This is a genomic window from Calidithermus roseus (assembly GCF_003574095.1).
Classification (GTDB): Bacteria; Deinococcota; Deinococci; order Deinococcales; family Thermaceae; genus Calidithermus; species Calidithermus roseus.
The window spans coordinates 1-16,194 of the sequence record NZ_QWLA01000041.1; the positions used below are offsets into that span (position 1 = coordinate 1).

Annotated in this window: 18 protein-coding genes; 1 reads left to right on the top strand and 17 read right to left on the bottom strand. The window is 67.3% G+C overall.

Translation table 11 applies throughout. The annotated features are described in order from the left end of the window. From Mrose_RS10920 to Mrose_RS10930, 3 genes are all read right to left on the bottom strand, one after another. Positions 1–842, bottom strand: an 842-nt coding sequence (locus Mrose_RS10920; protein WP_182482772.1) for an S-layer homology domain-containing protein, incomplete at its 3' end; no start/stop codon positions are given. Positions 843–1,172: 330 nt separating this feature from the next. After that, positions 1,173–1,388: a hypothetical protein gene (locus tag Mrose_RS10925; protein WP_147371623.1), complete on the bottom strand. Its 216-nt coding sequence runs from the start codon at positions 1,386–1,388 to the stop codon at positions 1,173–1,175. Between the two features lie 206 nt (positions 1,389–1,594). Then, entirely contained in the window at positions 1,595–2,782 is a 1,188-nt protein-coding gene (locus Mrose_RS10930; protein ID WP_182482773.1) for an acyl-CoA dehydrogenase family protein, read from the bottom strand. 246 nt (positions 2,783–3,028) lie between these two features. Between Mrose_RS10930 and Mrose_RS10935 the strand changes: the two genes are divergently transcribed. After that, positions 3,029–3,421 (top strand): S1 RNA-binding domain-containing protein, encoded by a 393-nt coding sequence (locus tag Mrose_RS10935; protein WP_119278172.1) that lies wholly within the window; start codon positions 3,029–3,031, stop codon positions 3,419–3,421. 138 nt (positions 3,422–3,559) lie between these two features. Here the strand turns inward: Mrose_RS10935 and Mrose_RS10940 are convergent, their stop codons facing one another. The 14 genes from Mrose_RS10940 to fdhF form a co-directional block, all read right to left on the bottom strand. Then, entirely contained in the window at positions 3,560–4,084 is a 525-nt protein-coding gene (locus Mrose_RS10940) for a DUF1572 family protein (protein WP_119278174.1), read from the bottom strand. A gap of 7 nt (positions 4,085–4,091) precedes the next feature. Further along, positions 4,092–4,706 carry a LuxR C-terminal-related transcriptional regulator gene (locus Mrose_RS10945; RefSeq protein WP_119278176.1) on the bottom strand — a complete coding sequence of 205 codons (615 nt, stop codon included), beginning with the start codon at positions 4,704–4,706 and terminating at the stop codon, positions 4,092–4,094. Next, positions 4,706–5,863 (bottom strand): GAF domain-containing sensor histidine kinase, encoded by a 1,158-nt coding sequence (locus Mrose_RS10950; RefSeq protein WP_147371624.1) that lies wholly within the window; start codon positions 5,861–5,863, stop codon positions 4,706–4,708. Before Mrose_RS10950 ends, Mrose_RS10945 begins: the two co-directional genes overlap by 1 nt. A gap of 43 nt (positions 5,864–5,906) precedes the next feature. Then, positions 5,907–6,311 (bottom strand): nuclear transport factor 2 family protein, encoded by a 405-nt coding sequence (locus tag Mrose_RS10955; protein ID WP_119278180.1) that lies wholly within the window; start codon positions 6,309–6,311, stop codon positions 5,907–5,909. After that, positions 6,296–6,604, bottom strand: a complete 309-nt coding sequence (locus tag Mrose_RS10960; RefSeq protein WP_119278182.1) for a hypothetical protein — start codon at positions 6,602–6,604, stop codon at positions 6,296–6,298. The genes Mrose_RS10955 and Mrose_RS10960 overlap by 16 nt, the downstream gene beginning before the upstream one ends. Positions 6,605–6,631: 27 nt before the next feature. Then, positions 6,632–7,711: an S-adenosylmethionine:tRNA ribosyltransferase-isomerase gene (locus tag Mrose_RS10965; protein WP_119278183.1), complete on the bottom strand. Its 1,080-nt coding sequence runs from the start codon at positions 7,709–7,711 to the stop codon at positions 6,632–6,634. Continuing rightward, complete coding sequence (locus Mrose_RS10970) at positions 7,708–8,106, bottom strand: VOC family protein (RefSeq protein ID WP_119278185.1); 399 nt, start codon at positions 8,104–8,106, stop codon at positions 7,708–7,710. The genes Mrose_RS10965 and Mrose_RS10970 overlap by 4 nt, the downstream gene beginning before the upstream one ends. Next, entirely contained in the window at positions 8,103–8,810 is a 708-nt protein-coding gene (locus tag Mrose_RS10975; RefSeq protein ID WP_119278187.1) for an SDR family NAD(P)-dependent oxidoreductase, read from the bottom strand. The genes Mrose_RS10970 and Mrose_RS10975 overlap by 4 nt, the downstream gene beginning before the upstream one ends. Continuing rightward, positions 8,801–8,968 (bottom strand): hypothetical protein, encoded by a 168-nt coding sequence (locus tag Mrose_RS18885; RefSeq protein WP_182482774.1) that lies wholly within the window; start codon positions 8,966–8,968, stop codon positions 8,801–8,803. Before Mrose_RS18885 ends, Mrose_RS10975 begins: the two co-directional genes overlap by 10 nt. Before the next feature lie 295 nt (positions 8,969–9,263). After that, entirely contained in the window at positions 9,264–9,440 is a 177-nt protein-coding gene (locus Mrose_RS19410; RefSeq protein WP_245969840.1) for a hypothetical protein, read from the bottom strand. 252 nt (positions 9,441–9,692) lie between these two features. Then, positions 9,693–9,962 carry a hypothetical protein gene (locus tag Mrose_RS10990; protein ID WP_119278191.1) on the bottom strand — a complete coding sequence of 90 codons (270 nt, stop codon included), beginning with the start codon at positions 9,960–9,962 and terminating at the stop codon, positions 9,693–9,695. 14 nt (positions 9,963–9,976) lie between these two features. Continuing rightward, positions 9,977–12,427 carry a phosphoenolpyruvate synthase gene (gene ppsA, locus Mrose_RS10995; RefSeq protein WP_119278192.1) on the bottom strand — a complete coding sequence of 817 codons (2,451 nt, stop codon included), beginning with the start codon at positions 12,425–12,427 and terminating at the stop codon, positions 9,977–9,979. 13 nt (positions 12,428–12,440) lie between these two features. Beyond that, positions 12,441–13,292, bottom strand: coding sequence for an AfsR/SARP family transcriptional regulator (locus tag Mrose_RS11000; protein WP_119278225.1), 852 nt, complete (start codon positions 13,290–13,292; stop codon positions 12,441–12,443). 200 nt (positions 13,293–13,492) lie between these two features. Continuing rightward, positions 13,493–16,174: a formate dehydrogenase subunit alpha gene (fdhF, locus tag Mrose_RS11005; protein WP_119278194.1), complete on the bottom strand. Its 2,682-nt coding sequence runs from the start codon at positions 16,172–16,174 to the stop codon at positions 13,493–13,495. Positions 16,175–16,194: the final 20 nt, after the last annotated feature.

The following is a 16,194-nucleotide window of genomic DNA, read 5'->3' on the forward strand; positions in this document are numbered from 1 at the left end:
GGCTGAGGGGCGGGCACGGGTTGGGGCTGGGGAGTGGGCTGGACGGCAGCGGCCTTGAGGGTATCCACCTCGCCTTTGAGGGTGTTGACCTGATCGTTGAGTGCCTTGATCTGGTCGTTGAGTTCCCTGGCCTGCCTTTCCAGCGCCTCCAGACGGGCCTGCTGGCTGGCTTCCTGCTCGGTGGTGGTAGGAGCCGGGGCAGGAGCGGGAGCAGGCTGGGCCTGGGCCGCAGCAACCTTCTTCAGCTCTTCCTCCAGCGCCGCGATGCGGGCCTCGAGGGTGCTGGTGTCAGCCGGTTGAGCCGGAGCGGGCTGGGCCTGGGCCGCAGCGACCTTCTTCAGCTCTTCCTCCAGCGCCGCGATGCGGGCTTCCAGAGCGCTGGTATCGACGGTGGGGGCAGGAGCGGGCTGGGCCTGGGCCGCGGCCAGTTGCTGAAGCTGGGTCTCGAGCGCCTGGAGCTTGGCATCCTGGGCAGTGTTGGCCTCAGTGATGCCGGCGATCTGCGCCTTGAGGTCGGAGAGTTCCTTGCTCACCTCCTCCATGGCTTTGTCGATGGTGGCCTGGTCCTGTGGCGTGGTGGGCTGGTTGGGGCAGCGCCCGCCAAGCTGGATAAAGCGGTAGAAGATCAGGGCTGCCTGGTAGCGGGTGAGGTTCTGGTTACCCCGAAAAGTCCCATCCTCGAAGCCCTGGATCAGCCCGCACTGGGCAATGAAGTCCACGGCCTCCTTGGCCCAGTGGCCCGCCGGAACGTCGCGGAAACTGGGAGTCGATTGCTGCACTGCAAGAATCATGCTCAGGCCGAATGCGCCCATGACTGCGACGCGAACCAATGGTTTGTGCATATCGTTCCTCCTAGAGCGCGCCATGACCAAGCCCGAAGGCTGCTTGCTGCTGACGCAATCGCTCTAAGTCAAGGTGTACTCGCGGGGGCTGAAGGGAATTAGAGGATTGTCTGATGATGGAATTGGGCAAACTCTGCAATGCGCCTCATATATGAGAGAATTGCCTGATCCGGCGATCTTCGCAGCTTCCATAGCTTTCGGTGTTGGCGAAGAGGAAAATAGCTATAAACCGGGTATATCTTTTGATTAAGGCGACCCATTCCCCCCTAAACGGAGCATTAAGAAACAACCCCGGCCTGAAGCGGGGCTGTTCGAGAAGAATCGAGATCGTTAGCGCCAGAGCTGCGGAAGCTTGCGGCGCTTCCAGCGGCGGGGAAGCAGCCGCTGCCAGGCATAGCCGAGCGCTGCGAGGGCCGCCCCGATCAAACCCAGCACCCAGATCGTGGCAAAGATCCAGACCGCCAGAAACAAACCGACGATCAAGGCCAATCCAACACCCACCCAGACCAACGGGCTACGGGGCATGCCAGACCAGTAGGCTTTCACGTTTTTCAGGGTAGGCAATAACAGGCGACGCGAATGCTAGGCCGCTCTCATTTGGGCCTGGCGCACGCGCTCGAGGCGCTCGAGTTGCTCGAGCCAGACCGCCGGGCCTCGAGTCCATGTACTCCAGCGTGAGCACCTCCAGGCGGTAGTCCTCCTCGCTCAGGCTGCGGTGCCGGTCGCGCAGGCCCTCCGGCTCGAGCCGCGTTTTACCTGAACTTCGCCAGCAGGTTGCGCGCGATGATGACCTTGAGCACCTCGGTGGTGCCCTCGCCGATGCGCATGAGGCGGGCGTCGCGCCAGTAGCGCTCGACGGGGTACTCCTTGATGTAGCCATAGCCGCCGAGCACCTGGATGGCCTCGTCGCAGGCCTGCACCGCGACCTCAGAGGCGAACATCTTGGCCTGCGCGGCCTCCGTGCCGAAGGGACGGCCCGCGTCGCGCAACTCGGCGGCACGCAGGTAGAGCAGGCGGGCGGCCTCGAGGTTGGTCGCCATCTCGGCGAGCTTGAAGCTCACGCCCTGGAACTCGGCGATGGGCTTGCCGAACTGCTCACGCTCGAGCGCGTACTTCGCAGCGAACTCGAGCGCGGCCCGCCCCAGCCCCACCGAAAGCGCCGCGATGCCGATGCGCCCGCCCTCGAGCACTTTCATCACGTCGTAGAAGCCCTTGCCTCGCTCACCCATGAGCGCGTCCTTGCCCACGCGCAGATCCTCGAAGATGAGCTGGGCAGTGTCGGAGGAGTGCAGGCCGAGCTTCTCCTCCTTGCGGCCTATCCGCAAACCCTCCGCCGGGCGATAGAACACGAAAGCCGAAAGCCCCAGGTGCTTTTTGTCAGGGGCAGGAGCGGGATCGGTGCGGGCGTTGATCACGTAGACCCCGGCCACCGACCCCTGGGTAATGAACTGCTTAGAGCCGTTGATCACGAAGCCTTCAGGGGTCTCCTCGGCCCGTGTGCGCAGAGCAGCCGCGTCCGAACCCGAGCCGGGCTCGGTCAGGCCCCACGCCCCCAGCATCTCAGCGCTCGCCAACCTGGGCAGGAATTCCCGCTTCTGGGCCTCGTCACCGGCAGTCAGGATGTGGCCGATGCACAGCGAGTTGTGCGAGGCCACAGTGAGCCCCAGCGAGCCATCCACCGCGCCAATCTCTTCGATGATGCGGGTGAACATGCGGGTCGTGAGCCCGGCGCCACCGTACTGCTCGGGCACGTTGGCCCCCATCACCCCTAGCTCGCCCAGCTTCTTGACGATCGCCAGCGGAAACTCGCCCGTGCGGTCACGCTCGGCGGCTCCGGGAGCCACCTCGGCCTGCAAGAAGTCGCGCAGCGCGCCGATGATCTGGCGTTCTTCGGGGCCCAGTTCAAACCACAGATCGCGGGATTTTTCAGTGAGCAACATCCTGACCTCCAACAAACATAACGCTTTACAAACATCATAACGTAAAAGCGTCATATATCAATGTGGCGTCGTATGTCGTATGTCGATAGCCAAGCTAAAGGCGTTGTGCGTTCTGCGGATTCTGCGGCTTTAGCAAATCCCACCATCATGCCCACGTGCTATAGTGAGGACGCCGTGAGACATCCCCAAGAGCCAAGGCTTTCCCCATTGGGGAAGGAAGCTCACGCCCCATGGAGGAATAGCTGAATGCAGATCGAAGCTGGTGCCATCGTTGAAGGCCGCGTGACGCGGATCATGGATTTCGGGGCTTTCGTGGAGTTGCCCAACGGTGAGTCGGGCTTAGTCCACATCTCGCAGATCGCTCACGAGTTCGTCAAGAACGTGCGCGACCACCTCTCCGAAGGCGAGGTGGTGCAGGTGATGGTGCTAGGTCGCGACGAGAAGGGCCGCCTGGACCTCTCCATCAAGGAGCTCACCCCCGCTCCCGTCGAACCCCCGCGTCCCAAGCGTCTGCCGCGCCAGGCCCCCGAGTTCGAGAACAAGCTCAAAAGCTTCCTGCGCGGCTCGGGCGGAGGCGGCTTCGGCGGAGGCGGTGGCAAGAAGCCAGGCAAGGGTAAAGGTGGCCGCGGACGGCGCTAACGACGTCTGAATTCCTGCCCGCCCTACGGGGCGGGTTTGGTGTTTGGGGAAGCGATAAGCCGTCGGCGTCGAGGGCCAGGGCGCCTTGCGTACGACGCAAGACGTACGACCCGCCCCCGGCGTTCGTCTATCGGCTATTCAGCGCCCCTTCCTCCACGCCTCCGACTTCCCCTTGGGAATGCTCAACGACTTGAACTCTCCCCCGCGCAGGTGCTTGGCGAGGTAGACGATCTGCCCCACGTGATAGGCGGTGTGGGCCAACGAGCGGTGGATGGCCTCGAGCACGCTCAGCGGACGCCCCCGGATGAGCACGTTTTGGGTGAGGTGCTCGGGGCGAAGGTTCTCGAGGGTGACGAGCAGCGCGGCCCAGCCGTTTTCCCAGCCCAGCCACAGTTCCTCGACGCTGTCCCCGTGGATTTCGAACTCGCCGTCGCGGTTGCGGTCGGGCTTCTCTCCATCGCTGCTGAGAAAATCCGTCCAGCGCGAGCGAAGGTTACCCCCCACGTGCTTGACGACCACGGCGATGCTGTTGGAGGCAAGGTCGGGAGCAAAAAACCAGTCCTGAGGCGAGATCTGGGCCAGAGCCTTCTCGGCCAGCTCCTTGTACATGCGGAATTGCTCGAGGGCACTGCGCAGGTATAAAGCCCCTAATTCCCCGCTCATGGGTCCACTATAGCCCCAGTTCACGCGCCAGCAGCGCGGCCTGGGTGCGGCCCTTGAGGCCCAGCTTGGCCAGCAAGCTGCTGACGTGGGTCTTGACCGTCTTCTCCGCGATGCCCAGCCGTTGGGCGATGGCCTTGTTGGAGAGGCCCTGGGCGATGAGGGAGAGCACCTCGCGCTCCTTGGCGGTGAGCCCGGCCAGGCGGTCTTTGTGCGGCCTGGCCAGCAGGCGCACGGCGGCGGGATCCAGGGGCACCTCTCCCCTGGCTGCCGAGCGAATGCCATCCAGCAAAGCCGCGGGCCCGGCGTGCTTGAGCAGGTAGCCCGAAGCGCCCAGGTGCAGGGCCTGGCGCAGGGTTTCCCCCTCGAGGAAGCTGGTGAGGATGAGCACCTTGGGCGCAGGAGAGAGCTCGAGGAAGCGGGGTATCCAGGCCAGGGCGTGCCCGTCGCACAGGTGCAGATCGAGGAGGATGAGGTCGGGGTGCAGGTTCTGGGCCTTGGCCAGGGCCTCGCGGCCCCCCTCGGCCTCCTCGACGAGCGCGAGGTCCTCGTAGAGGCCGAAGAAGGCTTTGAGCCCCTCGCGCACGATGGGATGGTCGTCGACGATCAGCAGGCGAAGAGGCATCACCCGGCCTCCTTTCCTTTCAGAAGGGGAATGCGTGCCTCCAGCAGCACGCCCCCCCTCGAGCGGTTGCTAAGGCGCAGGCTCCCCTCCAAGCTGGCGGTGCGCTGCTCGAGGGAGAGCAGCCCCATCCCCCGCCTGACCGCCTCCGGCAGACCGCGCCCGTCGTCCTCCAGGCGCAGGCGGGCTTGGCCCCGGTGGAGGTCCAGGCGGATCCACAGGTTCTTGGGGTGGGCGTGCCTGAGCGCGTTGTGGATGCCCTCCTGGGCGATGCGGTAGAGGGTTTCGGCCACGCTCTCGGGGAGCTCGAGGGGCTGGGCGTCGAGGTGTACCCGTACCACCCCGTTCACCCGGTCGGCCAGCCGGGAGAGGGCCGGGGCGAGGCCCTGGGAGAGGTCGGCGGGCCGCAAGAGTTCGACCAGGCCCCGCAGCTCCGACAAGGCTGAGGAGACCAGCTCGGCGGAGCGCTCCAGGGCAACCTCCCGCTGCTCCTGGCTCTGACGGGCCACGTTGAGCGAGAGCTCGGCGGCAAAGAGCAGTTGCGCCACCGAGTCGTGCATCTCCCGCGCCAGCCGGGCCCGCTCCTCCAGCGCGGCCAGGGCTTCGCGCTCGCGCACCTGCTGCTCCTGCAGGCGTGCGCGGCGGAAGGCCAGGCCCAGGGTGCGGCCCACGGCGGTGAGGAACTCCAGCGTTTCAGCGTCGAAGGGCTCGCGGCCCGGCGCGGCCAGGTTGAGGATGCCCACCGGGCCATCCTTGGTCAGGAGGGGCACGCTGGCGTGGACCTCGAGCCCCCCCTTGTCGCCCTGGGCGCTCTCGAGGCGGCTGCAGGTGACGATGTTGACCCCCCGGTCGAGTTCGCCGTGCCGGAAGAGCCAGTGGCAGTCGCAGCTCTTCTCGCGCAAGCAGCGGCGATCCTCAGCCAGCAGCGCGGGCGGCAGACCCGTGGATGAGGAGAGCGCGAGCTGCCCCTGGCGGGCGTCGCCGGGTTCGACCTGACTCACGAACACCCAGCCCGTGCTCAGGCCCAACAACTCGACGAGTTCTTCCAGCGCAGCCTGCAGGGCCTGGTTGAAGTCGGCCCGTTTATTGAGCACCTCGAGGATCTGGTTGAGCGTCGCCAGTTCCTTGAGGCGGCGTTGGAGCGCGACGGAGCGAGCCATCGCCACTCACCACCCGAACAACCAGCCACCGTTGACGACACGCTTATCCATGTTCATGCCCCAATTCTTCCCGATGCCACCACTCCCGCCACTCCAGCGGCCTGCCTTCAGCGCTGAAACGGCCCACGCTCACACCGTCGAGCCGGACCCGCTCGCCGCCAGGCACGCGGGTGAACTCGACCCGCCAATTCACCACGACTACGTTCCCCTCGACTGCCAGGACCTCGCCCTCGAATTTCACATCCCGCTGTGTGGCAAGGCCCTCGAGCCAGTAGCGCTTCACCGCCTCGAAGCCCCGAATCGGCGGGTCGAAGGGGTTCTCCTGGTAGAGCACCTCGGGGTCGAAGAGCGAGGCGGCCAGCTCGGCGTCGGCTGATTCCCAGGCCTGGCCCAGGCGGCGCAGCCAGTGCTCGAGGCTCTCCCGCTTCAGGCTCACTGCACTTCCCATAAGCGCGGCAATTCCTCCAGGCGTTTCCAGCCTTCACCCTTCTCCACGCGCTCCACGCTCAGCTCGGTGAAGTAGTCGTCGAGCACCGCCGCCCGCTCCATCGCCAGGGGTGGACGGCAGTAGTCTTCCTCCTCCCACACCAGCCACTCGCCCTCCACACGGGCGTTCTTCAGCGAGAAGTCCAGCGCCCGCCCAAAGGGCTGCATGGTGCGGATCTCCCCGCTTTGCAGCCGGGTCTGGAGTTCGGCGAGCTTTTGGGGGAGGGCCTTGGCCCTTACCAGGTAGTAAGCCATCTCAACTCCTATCAGCCATCGACAACTTCACGGCAAGATCAAGTGTAAGTCCCCGAACTCGTGCCAGAGGTAGCGGTGCTCGAGCGCGGCGCAGTAGGCGAGTTCGAGGTGCCTGCGGCCCGCGATGGCCTCGAGCATGGCCAGGTGGGTGGCTTTGGGCTCGTGCCAGCCGGTGAGGATGCCGTCCACCACCCGCACCCCGCGCTGTGGAGTGATGACGAGGCGGGTCCAGCCCTCGCCGGGGTGAACCCTTCCCAGCGCGTCGGCGACGGTCTCCAGCGCCCGCACCACCGTGGTGCCCACCGCGATGACCCGCCGGCCCTCGGCCCTGGCCTGATTGACCACCTGGGCCGTGCCAGGGGGCACGCGGTAGAACTCCTCGTAGGGCGGCTCGTGCGACTCGAGCGAGGCCACCCCGGTGTGCAGCAACAGCGGCACCACCAGCACCCCCTGAGCAACCAGCCGGGTGATGAGCTCGGGCGTGAAGGCCCGCCCCGCCGAGGGCATCTCGGCGCTGCCCGGAAGGGTGGCGTAGACACTCTGGTAGAACTCCAGCGGCCACTCCTCCGCCACGTAGCCGTAGCGGATGGGCTTGCCGTGCTCGAGGAGGTAGGGCAGGGGGTTCAGGGTGTAGGGTTGGGGGAAAGAGAAGACGGCGATCCACAGCCGGCGGCTGGGAGGATGCCCTTCCATCCGGTAGGGAGCGAGCAGATGGACCGTAGCGCTGCCGGGCAGGGCCAGCACCTCGCCGGCCCTAACCTCGAAGAAGGGCTTGGTCGCGCCGCCCTCGAGCTGCCGCAACTCCACGCTCCACACCCCGCCCGGCAGGCGGGTGGAAAGGTGCAGGCGAAACTCGCTCCCGTCGTCCCGAAAGGCCGGTAGCGCGGCGGGCAGCGTGCCCGAGGTGTTGATCACCAGCACGTCTCCCTCCCGCAGGAACTCGCCCAGCTCGCGGAAGCGGGCGTGGACCAGACGGTCGCCTTGCTTGTGCGAGACCAAGAGCCGCACTTCGTCGCGGGCCAGGCCACGGGCCTCCGGGGGGGCGTGGGCCTCGAGTTCGGGGGGCAGGCTGAACTCCAGGCCCGGCTCGAGCGAACCCACCCTCATGCCCCCCTCCCCTCGGACGGGACGAAGAGGGTGATCTGCAGGCCCTCGGGGGTTTGCAGGCGCTGGTTGCGGTCGCCCCAGGGGGTGAGCCTGGGCTGTGCAACGGCTTTGGTTCCCGCCCGTGCGAAGCTCCGGGCGGCGTACTCGAGGTCCTCCACCTCCAGCGCCAGCCTAACCACCCCCGAAAGCCGTGCCCCGGCCTCGATGTGGTCCACGCTCGCGGCCTGGGCGGCGTCGAAGAGCTCGAGGGTGGCCCGCCCCACCGCCAGGATAGCCCCGCGCCCGTCGGGGTTGCGCCACTCCTGTAGCGTTTCCAGGCCCAGTAAGTCACGGAATACGTGCAGCGCGGCGTCGAAGTCCTGCACGGTGAGGGCCACGCGCAGCTCGCGGATCACCGCGCCACCCCCGCGAGTTCGCGGGCCTTGTAGCGCCCGCTGGGGTGCTCGCCCTCGACGAGCTCGAGCAGCCCCGGCACGCTCGCCTCGGGCGGGAGGCGGTCGGAGATGTCCTCGCCGGGGAAGGCTTCCTGCTGCATCTGGGTGTTCATGTCGCCGGGGTCCACCCAGTACACGCGCAGCTCGGGGTGCTCGGCGGCCAGCACGCGACAGAGCTGCTCGAGCGCGGCCTTGCTCGAGCCGTAGCCGCCCCAGCCCGCGTAGCCCTCGACGGCGGCGTCGGAGGTGATGTTGAGGATGCGGGCCCCCGGCTTGAGCGCGGGCAGGGCCAGTTGGATCAGGCGCAGGGGGGCAAACACGTTGACCCGATAGACCCGCTCGAGCACCTCCAGCGGGTAATCGGCCAGCCCTGGCTGGGGGCTGGGGCCTAAAATGCTGGCGTTGTTGACCAGCACGTCGATCCCGCCCAGCGAGCGAGCCGCCTCGACCAGGGCCCGGGCGTGCTCGGGGTCGGCCACGTCGCCGGGGAGGGCGATGAGGCTGGTCCGGGCCGAAAGCTCCCTTCGGGCCTGCTCGAGGGCTTCGGCCCCGCGGGCGTCGATGACCAGCGACCAGCCCCGCTCGGCCAGGGCTCGGGCCAGGGCCAACCCCAGGCCCCGGCTGCCGCCGGTGATGAGGGCCACTTTCGCGGATTCTAGGCGCATGTTTCCTCCTTGAGGGTGGGCTCGAGGCTTTTGGCAGGCTCGGGGGGGCGTCGAGCAGACTGGCGGGCCCTGCGAACCTCGGCCTCGAGCCGCGCCTGCTCGATCTGGGCCTGGCGGGTCTGGCGGACGACGCTCAGCAGGTTGTAGAGGTCGAGCATCTTCGGTTCCTCCCTTTCCGGGTCTAAGGGTAGGAAGAACGCGCCCTCCAAAACGTCCGGCCCCGGACCGAGACGATCCTAGGTCTTAAGACCTAGTGGCTGCAGCCCGCTCAGAGGAGGCTGATCCAAAGCAGAGTCAGCCCCCAAAGCAGGAAATTGGTCGCATAGGCGATGAAAAGGTATTACGTCGTTTGCTGCTTGACAAACGGAAGAAAGGGGGGAGGGTTTGTATGCAATGAAAAACCACCCCCGTTACCAAAATACGCTAGAGGATTACCTCGTTTGCCACCTGAAGTCAGGCCAGAGTTCCAGGGTGGGCGGCGATCTTGAGGTTGACCCTGCCTCTGAGCGACCAGAAGGTCTTGAACTGCCCCACGTGCAGGTGGAAGGAACGAACCAGACGACTGAAACTGGTTTCGATGCGTTTGCGCAGCCGAGCGATCGCCCTGGGCCAGGGGGTCTGATGCTTCAAGTTGCTTCGGCTGGGACAGTAAACCGCCGTACCCACGTAGGCCCTATCGCCCAGGGTGTTGCTTCGGACCAGATCCTCAACGCTTGCGGTCTCGCTCCCCCAATCCTCCTTGGCGGCTAGGGATTGAGCCAGCTCGGCCCATAGAGTCTCAGCATTACGCAGTATCCGAACCGGCGGGGGGGCCGGGGAGGAGTTTCCCACGCGCCCCAGGCTGCAAGCTCCCTACATCCGTCGCCCGATGTCCCTCCCCCTTCAATGCACCGACGCAGGCCCGAAGCCCTCTACGGCGGCCATGCCGATGCCCAGGGCGCTGATCTCGCTGCGGCGGATCATGAGGTAGTCGATGCGCTCGCCGGCGCTGGCTTCCTCCAGCCGGGCGTTGCGCAGGATCAGCACGTCTTCCGGGCCGCCCCACCGCGCAGCCTGACGGCGGAAGCCCTCGCGGTCGGGGAGTTCGTCGGGGTCGATCTCCTCGCCCACGATCACCCGTTCACCCAAAAACACCACTCGCTCGCGTTTCATTGCCTACCTCCTTCTCACCAGGCTTCGTCCTGGTCGCTTTCCTGGGCCATCTCAGCCTCGAGGATACGGCTCTTGATGCGCCACACCGAGTCGGGGTTGAGGCTGATGGAGTCGATGCCGTGCTCGACCAGGAAGGCGGCGAACTCGGGGTAGTCGGAGGGGGCCTGGCCACAGATGCCCACCTTGCGGCCTTTGGCGTGGGCGCTTTCGATCAGCATCGCACAGGCTCGCTTGACCGAGGGCAATCGCTCGTCGAAGAGGGGGGCCACCTGGGCCGAGTCGCGGTCTACTCCCAGGATAAGCTGGGTCAGGTCGTTGGAGCCGATGGAGAAGCCGTCGAAGAGCTCGGCGAAAGCCTCGGCCTCGAGCACGTTGGAGGGGACCTCGGCCATGACGTAGACCTCCAGCCCGTCCACCCCGCGCTCGAGCCCGCCCTCCTTCAGCACCTCCAGCACCTTGCGCCCTTCCTCGGGGGTGCGGCAGAAGGGGATCATCACCTTGAGGTTTTTCAGGCCCATCACCTCGCGCACCCGCCTGACCGCGGCCACCTCGAGCAAGAAACCCTCCTTGTAGTCGGGGTGGTAGTAGCGGGAGGCGCCCCGCCAGCCGATCATGGGGTTTTCCTCCTTGGGCTCGAAGGCTTCGCCGCCCAGGAGGTGGGCGTACTCGTTGGTCTTGAAGTCGCTGAAGCGCAGGATCACCGGGCGGGGGTAGAAGGCCGCCGCCAGCGTGGCGATGCCCTGGGACAGCTTGTCCACGAAGTACTCGCTCTTGTCGGCGTAGCCCTTGGTGAGCCGGTCCACCTGCTCGCGCACGGCGGGGGCCAGGCTGGCGTAGCGGGTGAGGGCCAGCGGGTGGACCTGCACGTAGCTGGCGAAGATGAACTCCATGCGGGCCAGCCCCACCCCGTCGCTCGGCCACAACGCCAGCTTGAAGGCCTGTTCGGGGTCGCCCACGTTCATCATGATCTGGGTGCGGATGGGGCCCAAGGCCGAGGGATCGAGGGTCTGGGTGCTGAACTCGAGCCGCCCCCCATACACCCGCCCTACCTCGCCCTCGGCGCACGAGACCGTGACTTCCTGACCTGTCGCGATGACCTGGGTGGCGTCGCCGGTGCCCACCACCGCCGGGATGCCCAGCTCACGGGCCACGATGGCCGCGTGCGAGGTGCGCCCACCCCGCTCGGTGACGATGGCGCTGGCGAGTTTCATGATGGGTTCCCAGTCGGGGTCGGTAGCCCGCGTCACCAGCACCTCGCCGGGCCGGAAGCGGGCGATGCCGCTGGGGTCGTGGATCACGCGGGCCGCTCCGGCGGCGATCTTCTCGCCCACCGCGATGCCCTGGGTGAGCACCGGGCCCTGCCCCTCGAGGCGGAAGACCTCGAGCGCGAGCCCGGTCTTCTGGCTGTGGATGGTCTCGGGCCGCGCCTGCACGATGAAGAGCTGGCCGGTGAGGCCGTCCTTGGCGAACTCGATGTCCATGGGCGTGGGCTGGCCGCGCCTGCGCGAGTAGTGGGCCTCGATCTTGAGCGCCCAGTCGGCCAGGGTGAGGGCCTCGGCGTCGCTCAGGCAGTAGGCCTCGCGCTGGGCGGTGGACACGGGGACGTTCTCGAGCAGGTGGGTGTGCTCGTTGAAGACCAGCTTGAATTCCTTGCCGCCCAGCTTCTTGCTCACCAGGGGCCGGTAGCCCTGGAGCAGGGTGGGCTTGTGCACCTTGAACTCGTCGGGCACCACCTTGCCCTGCACGATGTTCTCGCCCAGGCCCCACACGGCGTCGATCACCACCACCTCGCGGAAGCCGGTCTCGGTGTCGAGGGTGAAGATCACGCCCGAGCTGGCCAGGTCGCTCCTCACCATGCGCTGCACCCCCACCGACAGCAGCACCTTGTCGTGGGCGAAGCCCATGTCCTCGCGGTAGCGGATGGCGCGGGGCGTGTGCAGGCTGGCGAAGCACTCCCGCACGGCCTGGAGCAGTTCGACCTCACCCCTGACGCCCAGCAGGGTCTGGTGGGCTCCGGCGAAGCTGGCGGTGGGCAGGTCCTCGGCAGTAGCCGAGGAGCGCACGGCTACGAAGGGGTCTGCCACCCCGCTGCGGCGGGCAAGTTCGCGGTAGGCGGCCAGGATTTCGCGCTCGAGGTCTTCGGGCAACTCGGTCTGCAGGATGCGGCTTTGCAGGCGGCGGGAGCGCTGCTCGAGGTCTTCCACGCTCGCCGGATCGCGCCCGGCGTAGATGGCGCGGATCTCCTCGCTCAGCCCGGCGGCCTCCAGATAGTAGCGGTAGGCCTCGGCGGTGATGGCGAAGCCGTCGGGGATGGGCACACCCAGCGGCGAGAGCTCGCGCAGCATCTCACCCAGGCTGGCATTCTTGCCGCCCACCAGCCCCACGTCGTCGATGCCGATCTCCTCGAACCAGCGCACCCAGCGGGTGGTGGTAGGGTTGGGGTCAGGTACAGCTTTGCCGGCCATTTCTTCACTCCTTTCAGGGGCGCTCGAGGCCAATCTGTCGCACCAGCGGGGCTTCGGTGCTTGGCTTTGGAGGGGGCTCGCGCAGGAGAGGGCAATCGAAGCCTGCGTCGGCGGGCCAGCCCACCGCATGACCGCACTTGATGCGCTCGGCCAGCTCGACGGTTTCCGGCATCGGGGAGTCGCCCAGTTCCTCGCGCAAAAAGCGCAGGAAGCGGCGGTAGTGCTCGATGGCGGCGTATTTTCCCTTCACCGCCGCCAGGCAGACCATCAGGCGCTGGTGCTGGTCCTCGCCGAGGTAGGGGTCGGTGTGGAGGGCGCGGGAGAGCGCCGCCACCGCCGCCGGGCACTCACGCAGCTGGCAGAAGAGCCTCGAGACCGCCAGTTCAGCCTGCACGTAGGCCGCCCGCAACCGCTCGCGCGTCTCCCCGACCCACTCGGCCTCCTCCTGGGGCAGGAATTCTCCCCGGTACAGCTCGAGGGCCTGCTGGTAACAACGCAACCGAGCCCACGGCGCCTGAGCCCGCTCAGCCCACTCGAGGGCCTGGTAAAAGACGTAGATGTCCGAAGCCCTGAGCACCTCGGGAGCCAGCCGGTAGCGCCCATGCTCCTCCAGCACCGCACCCGGCCAGCCCAGCGCCACCCGGATGCGGTGAACCGTCACCCGGAAGCGGTTGTTGGCGCTCGAGCTAGGCACCGTCTGCCAGAGCACCTCGAGGATGTGCTCGCGGCTGCGGCCCTCGGGGTGGGCGAGCAGGTAGAAGAACAGCGTTCGCGCCGAGTCAGCCCGCCACTGCACCAAGCAGCCTCCCCGCCGCACCTCGGCTGCACCCAGGGTGCGGACCTGTAACTGTGCCGTGCCCACCATGGCCAACCCCCAGGAGGAGCCCGGTGCGCTCCAAGACAGGGAAAAGCTGATTAGCGAGCCCGCTGGGCTCTCCCAGCCTCACCTTACGCCTCGAGGGAAGGGCAAAGTGTCCCCTACCCCCGGCTGGCCAGGGTGAAAAGGGCGAGCTACCGGCTCACTCCTACGGAAATCGCCGATAGCTGGTGGCCGACGGTCGGTAGCTACTCGCGGCTTGCGTTTGGCAGCTTCTCCAGCCGCACCGCCGTGCGCTTGTACTGCGGGGTGAGGGTGTAGCGGTCGCGGTGGGGGTTGGTGAGGCGGTTGATGAACACATCGGGGTCGTGAAAGGTGGAGAACAGCTCGCCGGGCTTGACCCGCTGGGTAATGTGCACGGGCAGGCGGGCCTCGCCGTAGGGGCTCACCACCCGCACCCTCTCGCCCTCCCGCAAGCCCAGGCACTCGGCGTCGGATGGGGAGACCTCGAGCCGGTCGGTGGGGTAGAGCCGGGTGTTGGGCGTGCGGGCGGTCATGGTGCCGGCGTTGAAGGCGTAGAGGGTGCGCCCGGTGATGAGCACGAAGGGGTACTCCGGGCTGGGTTGCTCGGGACTGGGCACGTAGGGCACCGCCGCCAGGGTGGCCCTGGGGCCGGCGGGGAAGCTCTGGGCGTGCAGTCGGGGGGTGCCGGGGTGGTCCAGGCTGGGGCAGGGCCACTGCAAGCCGCCTTGCTCGAGCCGCGCATAGCTGATCCCCGCGCCGCCCGGCCACACCGCCCGCACCTCCTCCCAGATGGCCTCGGGGCCCTCAAAGGCGAAGCGCTCTCCCTGGCCCATGGCCCGTGCGACGTCGCAGAGGATCTGCCAGTCGGGCCTCGAGTCCCCCGCGGGCGGCAGGGCCTGGCGAACGCGCTGGATGCGCCGCTCGGAGTTCATGAAGGTGCCGTCCTTCTCGAAGTTGCTGGCCGCTGGCAAGAAGACGTGGCCGTAGGCGCGGGCGCTCTCGTTCATGAAGAGGTCCTGCACCACGACGAGCTCGAGCCGCTCGAAGGCTTGGGCGGTGTGCGCGGCGTCGGGGTTGCTCAGGAGCACGTCGTAGCCGAAGAGCCACAGCGCCTTGAGGTGGCCCTTTCGCGCGGCGTCGAGCATCTGCATGAGGTTGAGACCTTTAGTGGTGGGGAGGGGGCAGCCCCAGAGCTGCTCGAAGTGGGCACGGGCCTTGGCAAGCGGTTGGGAGCCGGTGAGGGTGTTGGGCTCGCAGCCCATGTGGGCCGAGCCCTGCACGTTGTTCTGGCCGCGCAGGGGGTTCACGCCGGTGCCCGGCTGGCCCACGTTGCCGGTGAGCAGGGCCAGGTTGGCCAGGGCCATCACCGTCTCGCTGCCTTGGTGATGCTCGGTCAGGCCCAGGCCGTGAAAGCAGATCGAGGGCTTGTGGGTGGCGTAGAGCCGCGCCGCCTGGCGGATGGCCTCGGCGCTCACCCCGCACACCTCGGCGGCACGCTCGGGCGTCCATTCGGCGATGGCTTCGCGAAAGGCCCCCAGCCCCTCCACCCGCTCGGCCAGGAAGGCGGGGTCGGTGAGGTTTTCCTCGAGGATCACCCGGGCCATGGCGTGAAACAGCGGGATGTCGGTGCCGGGGCGCAGGGCCAGGTGAATGTCGGCCCAGCCGGCCAGCTCGGTCTTGCGGGGGTCCACCACGATGAGCCTGGCCCCCCTGCGTCTGGCCTGCTTGATGCGCGCGCCTACCACCGGGTGGTTCTCGGTGGTGTTGGTCCCGGCCAGCAGGAAGGTCTGGGCCAGCTCGATGTCGTCGAAGGCGCTGGTGGCAGCCCCGGTGCCAAACACCTGGGCCAGGGCCACCGCGCTGGGCGCGTGGCAGACCCTGGCGCAGCAATCGACGTTGTTGCTCCCGATGACCACGCGGGCAAACTTCTGGGCCAGGTAGTTCTCCTCGTTGGTGGCTCTGGCTGAGCCCAGGATGCCGATGGAATCGGGGCCATGAGTTTCCCGGATGCGCTTCAGCTCGGCGGCGACGAAAGCGATGGCCTCGTCCCAGCTCACCGCTTGCCACTCCCCGTCTCGGCGGATCATGGGCCGGGTGACGCGGTCGGGGGCATCGTTGTACGCGAAGGCGTAGCGCCCCTTCACGCAGAGGTGGCCCTTGTTGACCGGCGCATCGAGCGCGGGCTTGACCTGGGTGATCTTCCCGTCGCGGGTGCCCACCAAAAACTCGCAGCCCACCCCGCAGTAGGGGCAGGTCGAGCGGGTCCAGGCGGTGGGAGTGCCCAGCTCGAGCACGCTCCAATCGTCGATGGCCCCCGTAGGGCAGGTGTCGGCGCAGGCCCCGCAACTCACGCACGCGCTCTGGAGCAGGCTGGGTCCGGAGGGCTCGAGGTGGGTTTGGTGCCCCCTACCGAACACCTGCCACACGAACTGCCCCTGCACTTCCTCGCAGATGCGCACGCAGCGGTAGCAGAGGATGCACTGCGAGAGGTCGACCCGGATGTAGGGATGGGTGAAGTCTTGCAGTCGGGGGTCGGGCTCGGCCTTCAGCCCCTCGGCCAGACCGTAGTCTCGCAGACGCTCGTGAAACGGTTTGGAGGGTTGTCGCTCAACAGCCTCCTTGGGGTAGCGACCAATCAGGAAGCGAAACCCCTGCTTGCGGCCCTCCTCGAGTTCGGGCGTGTGGGTGCGGATGACCATGCCCTCCTGCAGGGGCATGTTGCACGAGGCGACGGGGTGGGGCTGGCCCTCGACCTCCACCAGGCACAGCCGGCAGGCCCCGTAGGGCTCGAGGCGGGGGTCATAGCAGGCGGAGGGCAGGTCGATGTTCAGGTCGTGGAGGGCCTCGAGGATGGTCTGGCCAGGGTGGAACTCGTGCACCTGGCCGTCGATGATCACAGCAGGCATGTCCCTCACCCCCCGCCTTG

What these genes read in the sequence shown, in the direction of transcription:
- Mrose_RS10955 (WP_119278180.1), bottom strand. Translation starts at nt 6,311, where the DNA reads ATGGGAAGTGCAGTGAGCCTGAAGCGGGAGAGCCTCGAGCACTGGCTG.
- fdhF (WP_119278194.1), bottom strand. Translation starts at nt 16,174, where the DNA reads ATGCCTGCTGTGATCATCGACGGCCAGGTGCACGAGTTCCACCCTGGC.
- Mrose_RS10960 (WP_119278182.1), bottom strand. Translation starts at nt 6,604, where the DNA reads ATGGCTTACTACCTGGTAAGGGCCAAGGCCCTCCCCCAAAAGCTCGCC.
- Mrose_RS10975 (WP_119278187.1), bottom strand. Translation starts at nt 8,810, where the DNA reads ATGCGCCTAGAATCCGCGAAAGTGGCCCTCATCACCGGCGGCAGCCGG.
- Mrose_RS10930 (WP_182482773.1), bottom strand. Translation starts at nt 2,782, where the DNA reads ATGTTGCTCACTGAAAAATCCCGCGATCTGTGGTTTGAACTGGGCCCC.
- Mrose_RS10990 (WP_119278191.1), bottom strand. Translation starts at nt 9,962, where the DNA reads ATGAAACGCGAGCGAGTGGTGTTTTTGGGTGAACGGGTGATCGTGGGC.
- Mrose_RS10950 (WP_147371624.1), bottom strand. Translation starts at nt 5,863, where the DNA reads ATGGCTCGCTCCGTCGCGCTCCAACGCCGCCTCAAGGAACTGGCGACG.
- Mrose_RS10935 (WP_119278172.1), top strand. Translation starts at nt 3,029, where the DNA reads ATGCAGATCGAAGCTGGTGCCATCGTTGAAGGCCGCGTGACGCGGATC.
- Mrose_RS10945 (WP_119278176.1), bottom strand. Translation starts at nt 4,706, where the DNA reads ATGCCTCTTCGCCTGCTGATCGTCGACGACCATCCCATCGTGCGCGAG.
- ppsA (WP_119278192.1), bottom strand. Translation starts at nt 12,427, where the DNA reads ATGGCCGGCAAAGCTGTACCTGACCCCAACCCTACCACCACCCGCTGG.
- Mrose_RS11000 (WP_119278225.1), bottom strand. Translation starts at nt 13,292, where the DNA reads ATGGTGGGCACGGCACAGTTACAGGTCCGCACCCTGGGTGCAGCCGAG.
- Mrose_RS18885 (WP_182482774.1), bottom strand. Translation starts at nt 8,968, where the DNA reads ATGCTCGACCTCTACAACCTGCTGAGCGTCGTCCGCCAGACCCGCCAG.
- Mrose_RS10940 (WP_119278174.1), bottom strand. Translation starts at nt 4,084, where the DNA reads ATGAGCGGGGAATTAGGGGCTTTATACCTGCGCAGTGCCCTCGAGCAA.
- Mrose_RS10965 (WP_119278183.1), bottom strand. Translation starts at nt 7,711, where the DNA reads ATGAGGGTGGGTTCGCTCGAGCCGGGCCTGGAGTTCAGCCTGCCCCCC.